The 9,274-nt window shown below is 51.2% G+C and carries 6 protein-coding genes and 1 pseudogene; all 7 read left to right on the plus strand.

Annotated elements, in window-relative coordinates; translation table 11 throughout:
• Positions 1-184: pseudogene (locus tag FQ015_RS24155) on the plus strand (F-type conjugal transfer protein TrbF); the annotation flags it as partial.
• Positions 171-1,544, plus strand: coding sequence for a conjugal transfer pilus assembly protein TraH (gene traH, locus FQ015_RS08500; protein ID WP_160523954.1), 1,374 nt, complete (start codon positions 171-173; stop codon positions 1,542-1,544). The pseudogene FQ015_RS24155 and the gene traH, both read left to right, overlap by 14 nt.
• Positions 1,541-4,360: a conjugal transfer mating-pair stabilization protein TraG gene (gene traG, locus FQ015_RS08505; RefSeq protein WP_160523955.1), complete on the plus strand. Its 2,820-nt coding sequence runs from the start codon at positions 1,541-1,543 to the stop codon at positions 4,358-4,360. Before traH ends, traG begins: the two co-directional genes overlap by 4 nt.
• An 18-nt stretch (positions 4,361-4,378) precedes the next feature.
• Positions 4,379-4,876, plus strand: coding sequence for an entry exclusion protein (locus FQ015_RS08510; RefSeq protein ID WP_104730548.1), 498 nt, complete (start codon positions 4,379-4,381; stop codon positions 4,874-4,876).
• A gap of 31 nt (positions 4,877-4,907) precedes the next feature.
• Positions 4,908-5,639: a conjugal transfer complement resistance protein TraT gene (gene traT / locus FQ015_RS08515; protein WP_089638634.1), complete on the plus strand. Its 732-nt coding sequence runs from the start codon at positions 4,908-4,910 to the stop codon at positions 5,637-5,639.
• A gap of 252 nt (positions 5,640-5,891) precedes the next feature.
• Entirely contained in the window at positions 5,892-8,087 is a 2,196-nt protein-coding gene (gene traD, locus FQ015_RS08520) for a type IV conjugative transfer system coupling protein TraD (RefSeq protein WP_160523956.1), read from the plus strand.
• On the plus strand, positions 8,087-9,274 hold a 1,188-nt coding region (gene mobF / locus FQ015_RS08525; RefSeq protein ID WP_160523957.1), incomplete at its 3' end, for a MobF family relaxase. The genes traD and mobF, both read left to right, overlap by 1 nt.

Raw genomic sequence — 9,274 nt, forward strand, 5'->3', positions numbered from 1 at the left:
GTGGAACATCCTGATGTATGCCATTCCGTGTACGTTATGGGCGCTGGCATCCGGTTTTTTTGTTGCGGGTTATCTGCTGCCTTTATGTGCATTATCAGGCAGAAATATCATGATATTCCTGCTGAAACGCCGTATGCGCCGGGAGAACACATTAAGGGAGGGCAGCAATAATGTTTCGCATTAAGCCTCTTTTTATTCTTTGTGCCGCCTTACTGACAGTGACGCCTGCAGCGTCAGCGGATGTGAACAGCGACATGAATCAGTTCTTTAACAAGCTGGGCTTCGCTTCCAATACCACACAGCCGGGCGTCTGGCAGGGGCAGGCTGCCGGTTATGCTTACGGTGGCTCCCTGTATGCCCGCACCCAGGTCAAAAATATCCAGCTCATTTCCATGACGCTGCCGGATATCAATGCCGGATGTGGTGGCATCGATGCCTATCTCGGTTCGTTCAGTTTTATTAATGGCGAGCAGCTGCAGCGTTTTGTTAAGCAGATTATGAGCAACGCTGCCGGTTACTTCTTTGACCTTGCCCTGCAGACAACGGTGCCGGAAATCAAAACCGCAAAAGACTTCCTGCAGAAAATGGCAAGCGACATTAACAGTATGAACCTCAGTTCCTGCCAGGCGGCACAGGGGATTATCGGCGGGCTTTTCCCCCGGACGCAGGTGTCCCAGCAGAAAGTCTGTCAGGACATTGCCGGTGAGAGCAATATTTTTGCTGACTGGGCGGCTTCCCGGCAGGGATGTACCGTTGGCGGGAAATCTGACAGCGTCAGGGATAAAGCCAGCGACAAGGATAAGGAGCGGGTGACCAAAAACATCAACATCATGTGGAATGCGCTTTCCAAAAACAGAATGTTTGACGGCAACAAAGAGCTGAAAGAGTTTGTGATGACGCTGACCGGCTCACTGGTGTTTGGTCCCAACGGCGAAATCACACCCTTGTCAGCCAGAACCACTGACCGCTCAATTATCCGGGCTATGATGGAAGGCGGCACAGCAAAAATTTATCACTGCAACGATTCTGATAAATGCCTGAAAGTGGTGGCAGACACACCGGTGACCATCAGCCGGGATAATGCACTGAAGTCTCAGATTACTAAACTTCTGGCCAGCATTCAGAACAAGGCGGTCAGTGACACGCCTCTGGATGACAAGGAAAAAGGCTTTATTTCCAGTACCACCATCCCCGTCTTCAAATACCAGGTTGACCCGCAGATGCTCGGAGTTTCCAACAGCATGATTTACCAGCTGACGGACTATATCGGTTACGACATCCTGCTGCAGTACATTCAGGAGCTGATACAGCAGGCCCGGGCGATGGTGGCCACGGGAAATTATGACGAAGCGGTTATCGTACATATTAACGACAACATGAATGATGCCACCCGGCAGATTGCGGCGTTTCAGTCACAGGTGCAGGTACAGCAGGATGCGCTGCTGGTTGTCGATCGTCAGATGAGCTACATGCGTCAGCAGCTTTCCGCCCGCATGCTCAGTCGTTACCAGAACAACTATCACTTCGGAGGGAGCACGCTGTGAATGAAGTTTATGTGATTGCCGGTGGTGAATGGTTGCGGAATAACCTGAACGCCATTGCCGCCTTTATGGGAACCAGGACGTGGGATTCCATTGAAAAAATTGCGCTCACATTGTCTGTTCTCGCGGTGGCCGTGATATGGGGACAGCGGCACAACGTGATGGATTTGCTGGGCTGGGTGGCCGTGTTTGTGCTTATCAGCCTGCTGGTTAATGTCCGCACATCGGTGCAGATTATTGATAACAGTGACTTGGTCAAAGTTCACCGGGTGGATAATGTGCCGGTCGGACTGGCGATGCCACTTTCACTGACGACCCGTATCGGGCATGCAATGGTGGCCAGTTACGAGATGATCTTCACGCAGCCGGACAGTGTCACCTACAGCAAAACGGGGATGCTGTTTGGCGCAGAACTGGTATCAAAAAGCACCGACTTTTTGTCCCGCAATCCGGAAATCGCCAATCTTTTTCAGGATTATGTGCAGAACTGCGTGATGGGGGATATTTACCTGAACCACAAATACACGCTGGAGGAGCTGATGGCCTCCGCTGATCCCTACACGCTGATTTTTTCCCGCCCCAGTCCGCTGCGGGGCGTTTATGACAGCAATAATAATTTCATAACCTGTAAGGACGCGTCGGTCACGCTGAAAGACAAGCTGAATCTGGACACACAGAGTGGCGGAAAAACCTGGCATTATTATGCCCAGCAGCTATTTGGTGGACGCCCTGATCCTAACCTGCTGTTCAGTACGCTGATTGGCGACAGTTACAGTTACTTCTATGGCTCAAGTAAATCAGCCAGCCAGATCATCCGCCAGAATGTCACCATCAATGCGCTGAAGGAGGGGATCACCAGTTATGCCGCACGTAATGGTGATTCGGCCAGCCTGGTGAATCTGGCCACCACGTCATCGATGGAGAAGCAACGTCTGGCACATGTCTCCATCGGTCATGTGGCGATGCGGACACTGCCCATGACGCAGACCATCCTGACGGGGATCGCCATCGGTATTTTCCCGCTCCTGGTACTGGCGGCTGTCTTCAACAAACTGACGCTGTCCGTGCTGAAAGGCTATGTGTTTGCCATGATGTGGTTGCAGTCATGGCCAATGTTGTACGCCATTCTGAACAGCGCCATGACATTTTATGCGAAGCAGAATGGTGCACCGGTGGTGCTCTCGGAAATTTCACAGATACAGCTGAAATACTCCGATCTGGCTTCCACTGCCGGGTATCTTTCCATGATGATCCCGCCATTATCCTGGATGATGGTCAGGGGACTCGGGGCCGGGTTTTCCAGTGTGTACAGCCATTTCGCTTCCTCTGCTATCAGCCCGACTGCCAGTGCGGCAGGCAGTGTGGTTGACGGTAATTACTCCTACGGCAACATGCAGACGGAAAACGTGAACGGCTTCAGCTGGAATACCAACAGCACCACGTCGTTTGGTCAGATGATGTACCAGACCGGCAGTGGCGCAACTACCACACAGACCCGTGACGGTAATATGGTGATGGATGCAAGCGGAGCGATGTCCCGTTTACCGGTCGGTATCAATGCAACGCGTCAGATTGCGGCGGCACAACAGGAAATGGCCCGGGAGGCGTCGAACAGAGCAGAAAGCGCCCTGCATGGGTTCAGCAGCAGTATTGCCAGTGCCTGGAACTCGCTCAGTCAGTTTGGTTCTAACCGGGGGAGCAGTGATTCTGTCACAGATGGTGCTGACAGCACCATGAGCGCACAGGACTCCATGATGGCCAGTCGTATGCGCAGTGCAGTGGAAAGCTATGCGAAGGCGCATAATATCAGTAATGAGCAGGCGACTCAGGAACTGGCATCCAGAAGTACGAGAGCTTCTGCCGGGATGTATGGAGATGCTCATGCTGAATGGGGGGTTAAACCTAAAATTCTTGGTGTTGGTGGAGGATTAGGCATTAGAGGTGGTGGTCGGGCTGGCATTGACTGGAGTGATGATGATGCGCATCAGGCCAGCAGTAGCTCACGGGCCAGCCATGATGCTCGTCATGATATTGACGCTAAAGCCAGTAAGGACTTTAAAGAGGCCAGCGATTACTTTACCAGCCGCAAAGTCAGTGAATCCGGCAGCCATACTGACAATAATGCTGATTCCCGGGTGGATCAACTGTCTGCAGCCCTGAACTCAGCGAAACAGAGTTACGACCAGTACACGACGAATATGACCCGCAGCCATGAATATGCTGAAATGGCATCCCGTACTGAAAGCATGAGTGGGCAGATGAGCGAAGATTTGTCGCAACAGTTTGCACAGTATGTGATGAAACACGCACCGCAGGATGCCGAAGCTATTCTGACAAATACCAGTTCGCCGGAGATTGCAGAACGCCGTCGGGCGATGGCCTGGTCTTTTGTACAGGAACAGATACAGCCTGGTGTTGATAATGCCTGGCGGGAATCCCGTGGCGATATTGGTAAAGGAATGGAGAGCGTACCTTCGGGTGGTGGCAGTCAGGATATTATTGCTGACCATCAGGGACATCAGGCCGTTATTGAGCAAAGAACGCAGGACAGTAATATCCGTAATGATGTAAAACATCAGGTTGATAATATGGTCACAGAATATAAAGGGAATATAGGTGATACTCAGAACAGCATACGTGGCGAGGAAAATATTGTAAGAGGACAGTATTCTGAACTGCAGAATCACCATAAAACAGAGGCATTATCTCAGAATAATAAATATAATGAAGAAAAGTCGGCTCAGGAAAGAATGCCCGGGGCTGACAGTCCACAGGAACTTATGAAAAGGGCAAAGGAGTATCAGGATAAGTATAAGTAATAATGCTGTGTTTGGGAGATGATAATGAGATGTTTAGCCCATATTGCTCTGGTAACGGTGATACAGTTTATCGCCTGTTATCTGGCTGATTGGGGGAATGCCGAAACAGTTTTTATGCTGTTCTTCATAGTGCTATGGCAGGGACTGTTTATATGGTTGTTCTCTCAAATACGAAAAAAACAGAATGTGTCGGATGAGTTTAAGTTTAGTAAAGGCGTTTGGTATATAACGATGCCAGTATCTTCCTTACTCTCTCCGTTATTAAGCCTGATGGTTTTTATCATTGGTACACTATACGAGTTAAGGCGAGTTAGTGGTTGCATAAGCATAAAAAAATGGGGTCAAAATCAACTCAAAGACCAATATGATAGGAGTGAAAAGTTAGACTTCGGGGGCATTGAACAGCCCCCAACGACCTACTATAACCCTTCAACCGGATATCCTATGCATGGAGGCTTTGATTCAGCGGGAAATACTTTTGGGACTCGTTGGCAGGACTATTATGACAGGCAATAAGAAAACTGTAGTTTGTAAAAAAGGTAATTTAATGAAAACAAAAAAATTGATGATGGTTGCACTGGTCAGTTCCACTCTGGCCCTTTCAGGGTGTGGTGCGATGAGCACAGCAATCAAGAAGCGTAACCTTGAGGTGAAGACTCAGATGAGTGAGACCATCTGGCTTGAACCCGCCAGCGAACGCACGGTATTTCTGCAGATCAAAAACACGTCTGATAAAGACATGAGTGGGCTGCAGGGCAAAATTGCTGATGCTGTGAAAGCAAAAGGATATCAGGTGGTGACTTCTCCGGATAAAGCCTACTACTGGATTCAGGCGAATGTGCTGAAGGCCGATAAGATGGATCTGCGGGAGTCTCAGGGATGGCTGAACCGTGGTTATGAAGGCGCAGCAGTTGGTGCAGCGTTAGGTGCCGGTATCACCGGATATAATTCCAATTCTGCCGGTGCCACACTCGGTGTGGGCCTTGCTGCTGGTCTGGTGGGTATGGCTGCAGATGCGATGGTGGAAGATGTGAACTATACCATGATCACGGATGTGCAGATTGCAGAGCGTACTAAGGCAACGGTGACAACGGATAATGTTGCCGCCCTGCGTCAGGGCACATCAGGTGCGAAAATTCAGACCAGTACTGAAACAGGTAACCAGCATAAATATCAGACCCGTGTGGTCTCCAGTGCGAACAAGGTTAACCTAAAATTTGAAGAGGCGAAGCCTGTTCTCGAAGACCAGCTGGCCAAATCAATCGCAAATATTCTCTGATTATCTTCCGGAGGCTGGTATGACCGGCCTCCTGACTGACGCCTCGCTTTGCTCGTTGTCCAACCCCGGAAAGAAATAAAATTTATTTTATTTCTTTCCGGGGTTTCCGAAATAAATATGAAAACACTGAGCGGTTGTGCAAATTCTTTGTGCGACCGTGAAGTGTTGCCGGCGAAGCCGGAATTTAACGGTTATTAATCTTTTCATCATTAATAATCAGTCCGACTGACTTTCTTTCTTCGGAATATCATCATGAGTTTTAACGCAAAGGATATGACCCAGGGCGGTCAGATTGCGTCCATGCGTATCCGCATGTTCAGCCAGATCGCCAATATCATGCTTTACTGCCTGTTTATTTTTTTCTGGATACTCGTTGGTCTGGTTTTATGGGTAAAAATAAGCTGGCAGACGTTTGTGAACGGCTGTATTTACTGGTGGTGTACCACGCTGGAAGGCATGCGGGATTTAATCAAGTCCCAGCCGGTATATGAGATCCAGTATTACGGCAAAACCTTCCGGATGAATGCTGCTCAGGTACTGCATGATAAATATATGATCTGGTGCGGAGAGCAGCTATGGTCCGCATTCGTTCTGGCCACAGTTGTGGCACTGGTTATTTGCCTGATTACCTTCTTTGTTGTCTCCTGGATTCTGGGGCGTCAGGGTAAACAACAGAGCGAAAATGAAGTCACAGGTGGTCGTCAGCTGACAGACAATCCGAAAGACGTTGCCCGGATGCTGAAAAAAGACGGCAAGGACTCCGATATACGGATTGGCGACCTGCCGATTATCCGGGATTCCGAAATCCAGAACTTCTGTCTGCACGGCACGGTCGGGGCCGGTAAGTCGGAAGTTATCCGTCGTCTGGCCAACTACGCCCGTCAGCGTGGAGATATGGTGGTGATTTATGACCGTTCGGGGGAATTTGTTAAAAGTTACTATGATCCCTCCATCGATAAAATCCTGAATCCGCTGGATGCCCGCTGTGCCGCATGGGATTTGTGGAAGGAGTGCCTGACACAGCCGGATTTTGATAATACCGCAAATACTCTGATCCCGATGGGTACATCTGGTAAAGAGGACCCGTTCTGGCAGGGTTCAGGACGTACCATTTTTGCGGAAGCGGCGTATCTGATGCGTAATGACCCCAACCGCAGCTACAGCAAACTGGTGGACACACTGCTTTCCATCAAAATTGAAAAACTGCGTACCTACCTGCGTAATTCACCGGCGGCCAACCTGGTGGAAGAGAAAATTGAGAAAACGGCGATTTCCATCCGTGCTGTGCTGACCAACTACGTGAAAGCCATCCGTTACCTGCAGGGGATTGAGCATAACGGTGAGCCTTTTACCATCCGTGACTGGATGCGTGGTGTCCGGGAGGATCAGAAAAACGGCTGGCTGTTTATCTCGTCGAACGCCGATACTCATGCCTCCCTGAAGCCTGTGATTTCCATGTGGCTGTCTATTGCCATTCGTGGTCTGCTGGCAATGGGAGAAAACCGTAATCGTCGTGTGTGGTTCTTCTGTGATGAGTTACCCACATTACACAAATTGCCGGACCTGGTGGAGATCCTGCCGGAAGCCCGTAAGTTCGGTGGCTGCTATGTATTTGGTATCCAGTCCTATGCTCAGCTGGAAGATATCTACGGTGAGAAAGCGGCTGCCACGCTGTTTGACGTTATGAACACCCGTGCCTTTTTCCGTTCTCCCAGCCATAAGATTGCAGAGTTCGCTGCCGGTGAAATTGGTGAGAAAGAGCACCTGAAAGCCAGCGAGCAGTATTCCTACGGTGCTGATCCCGTGCGTGATGGGGTATCGACCGGTAAGGATATGGAGCGCCAGACGCTGGTCAGTTATTCCGACATTCAGTCTCTGCCGGATCTGACCTGTTATGTCACCCTGCCCGGACCGTATCCGGCAGTAAAACTCTCACTGAAATATCAGGCACGACCGAAGGTCGCTCCGGAGTTTATTCCGCGTGACATCAACCCGGAAATGGAGAACCGTCTGAGTGCCGTACTTGCCGCAAGGGAAGCAGAAGGTCGTCAGATCGCCAGCCTCTTCGAACCGGATGTGCCGGAAGTTGTTTCCGGAGAAGACGTGACTCAGGCTGAACAGCCGCAACAGCCGCAACAGCCGCAACAGCCGCAACAGCCGCAACAGCCGGTGTCTCCTGCCATCAACGATAAGAAGTCTGATTCAGGTGTGAATGTTCCGGCAGGGGGGATTGAGCAGGAGCTGAAAATGAAACCGGAAGAAGAGATGGAACAGCAACTGCCACCCGGGATCAGTGAATCCGGTGAAGTGGTGGATATGGCCGCTTATGAGGCATGGCAACAGGAAAATCATCCGGACATCCAGCAGCAGATGCAGCGTCGTGAAGAGGTGAACATTAATGTGCACCGGGAGCGTGGGGAGGATGTTGAGCCGGGAGATGATTTCTGATGATGAGTATCGCGCAGGTCAGATCGGCCGGAAGTGCCGGTAACTATTATACCGACAAGGATAATTACTATGTACTGGGCAGCATGGGAGAACGCTGGGCCGGCAGGGGGGCTGAACAGCTGGGACTGCAGGGCAGTGTCGATAAGGATGTTTTTACCCGTCTTCTGGAGGGAAGGCTGCCGGACGGAGCGGATCTAAGCCGCATGCAGGATGGCAGTAATAAGCATCGTCCCGGCTACGACCTGACCTTCTCCGCCCCCAAAAGTGTCTCCATGATGGCCATGTTAGGTGGCGATAAGCGCCTGATTGATGCACATAACCAGGCCGTGGACTTTGCTGTTCGTCAGGTGGAGGCGCTGGCCTCCACACGGGTGATGACGGACGGACAGTCAGAAACGGTACTGACCGGTAATCTGGTGATGGCACTGTTTAACCACGACACCAGTCGCGATCAGGAACCACAGTTACACACGCATGCGGTGGTGGCTAATGTCACGCAGCATAACGGTGAGTGGAAGACACTGAGCAGTGACAAAGTGGGGAAAACGGGGTTCATTGAGAATGTGTACGCTAATCAGATTGCCTTTGGCAGGCTCTACCGGGAAAAACTGAAAGAGCAGGTTGAGGCGCTGGGCTATGAAACCGAAGTGGTGGGTAAGCACGGTATGTGGGAGATGCCGGGCGTACCGGTGGAGGCCTTTTCCGGACGCTCACAGGCTATCCGGGAGGCCGTCGGGGAAGATGCCTCGCTGAAATCCCGGGATGTGGCGGCACTGGATACGCGAAAATCCAAACAGCACGTCGATCCTGAAGTCAGAATGGCTGAATGGATGCAGACGCTGAAGGAAACCGGGTTCGACATCCGGGCATATCGTGACGCGGCGGATCAGCGTGCGGAGACCCGCACGCAGGCGCCCGGGGCTGTTTCACAGGATGGGCCGGATGTGCAGCAGGCGGTGACACAGGCGATTGCCGGATTAAGTGAACGAAAAGTGCAGTTTACGTACACGGACGTGCTGGCCAGAACGGTCGGTATACTGCCGCCGGAAAATGGTGTGATTGAACGGGCACGCGCCGGTATCGACGAGGCCATCAGCCGTGAGCAACTCATCCCCCTTGACCGTGAGAAGGGGCTGTTCACGTCCGGGATTCATGTGCTCGATGAACTGTCAGTCCGGGCACTCAGT

Source organism: Escherichia sp. HH26CH, from assembly GCF_009820205.1.
Taxonomy (GTDB): Bacteria; Pseudomonadota; Gammaproteobacteria; order Enterobacterales; family Enterobacteriaceae; genus Escherichia; species Escherichia coli_F.

Excerpts from the sequence above, each read along its gene's own strand:
- traD (WP_160523956.1), top strand. The coding sequence starts at position 5,892 with ATGAGTTTTAACGCAAAGGATATGACCCAGGGCGGTCAGATTGCGTCC.
- traH (WP_160523954.1), top strand. The coding sequence starts at position 171 with ATGTTTCGCATTAAGCCTCTTTTTATTCTTTGTGCCGCCTTACTGACA.
- traT (WP_089638634.1), top strand. The coding sequence starts at position 4,908 with ATGAAAACAAAAAAATTGATGATGGTTGCACTGGTCAGTTCCACTCTG.
- FQ015_RS08510 (WP_104730548.1), top strand. The coding sequence starts at position 4,379 with ATGATAATGAGATGTTTAGCCCATATTGCTCTGGTAACGGTGATACAG.